The organism is Pseudomonas sp. JV245A (genome assembly GCF_032424515.1).
Taxonomy (GTDB): Bacteria; Pseudomonadota; Gammaproteobacteria; order Pseudomonadales; family Pseudomonadaceae; genus Aquipseudomonas; species Aquipseudomonas protegens.
Genome location: NZ_VYKE01000376.1, coordinates 1 through 1,342, shown reverse-complemented (window position 1 = coordinate 1,342; position 1,342 = coordinate 1). Strand labels below are relative to the sequence as shown.

At 69.7% G+C, this 1,342-nt stretch carries 2 protein-coding genes; one reads left to right on the top strand and one right to left on the bottom strand.

The genetic code is table 11. The features are described 5' to 3' along the window. On the bottom strand, nucleotides 1-568 hold a 568-nt coding region (locus F6S12_RS31770), incomplete at its 3' end, for an MFS transporter (RefSeq protein WP_315869862.1). A gap of 99 nt (nucleotides 569-667) precedes the next feature. On the opposite strand from F6S12_RS31770, the gene F6S12_RS31765 reads away from it, so the two are divergent. Continuing rightward, on the top strand, nucleotides 668-1,342 hold a 675-nt coding region (locus tag F6S12_RS31765), incomplete at its 3' end, for a helix-turn-helix transcriptional regulator (protein WP_315869861.1).

The window sequence follows — 1,342 nt, the reverse complement described above, 5'->3', positions numbered from 1 at the left end:
GGTGCGGCGCCGGCGCACGGGTTTCCGGCAAGGCCCGGGCGCACCAGCCGAGCAAGGCCAGGGCCAGCACCAGCAACCCGGCCAGTGCGCCCTGGTAGCCCCAGGCCCGCACCAGCCCGGCGCCACTGAACAGGCCAATGGCCGGGCTGGCCGCCAGGACCATACCCACCAGGGAAAACACCCGCACCAGTTCACTGCCGCGAAACAGGTCGCGCAGCAGGGTCTGGGTCACCACCGAGCCCGCCGCCACGCCCAGGGCGGCGAGGGCCTGGCACAGCAACAGCGCGGTAAAACTCTGCACCTGCAATTGCAGCCCGATGGCCAGGACGTACAGCGTCAGGCCACCCAGCAAGGCCGGGCGCCGGCCCCAAAGATCGCTCAAGCGCCCCCACAGCAGCACCCCCGGGGCAAACCCCAGGACAAACACCGAAAGGCTCTGGGCCGCTTGCGCGGGGGCCACGCCAAAGGCCCGGCCAAGATCGGCCAGGGCCGGGCTGTAGAGGGTCTGGGCGAGCTGCGGGAACATCAGCAGGGCCAGGGCCAGGGGCAACAGGGAACGGGGATTCATCAGGCAGTGCTCGGCAAAAAAAACATGCCGGCGATTCTAGGCAGCGGCGCCTGGCGTATTATCGCAACCCTGCCAACAAACATCGGAAGTACGCCAATCATGGCCTGGCTCGAACCACAGGCACTCTTCGACCCCGACCGCTTCGACGCCCCCCTGCTGGGCATCGCCGCGACCCTCGGCGACCACGACTCCGGCCTGCACCGCCACCGCCGCGGGCAATTGCTGTACACCCGCCAGGGCTGCACGCGGATCACCCTGGACCATCGCCTGTGCCTGCTGCCGCCCTCGCGGGCGGCGTGGATTCCCCCGGGGGTCACGCACCGCGCGCAAATGCAGCAGAGCGTGGACTACCGTTCGCTGTACTTCAGCGCCGAACTGAGCCGGCGCCTGCCGGCCGAAGTGGCGGTGATCGAGGTCAGCCCGCTGCTCCAGGCCGTGCTGGAACCCATGGCCCAGGCCGCCTTCGACTGCGACTGGAGCCAGGGCCGCTACCCGCACCTGCTGGGCCTGTGCATCGAGGAAATCCGCCAGGCCCTGCACCAGCCCCTGTCGCTGCCCCTGCCCCTGCCCCGGGACAAACGCCTGCAACCGCTGCTGGCGGACCTGGAGCAACTGCCGCCGCAATTGCAGGTACTGGCCACCCGGGTCGGCGCCAGCAGCCGCACCATCGGCCGGATCTTCCAGCGTGAAACCGGCCTGAGCTACCAGCAATGGCGCCAGCAGTGGCGGCTGATGCGCGCCATCGAACTGCTCGCCACAGGCCGCGGCATCGGC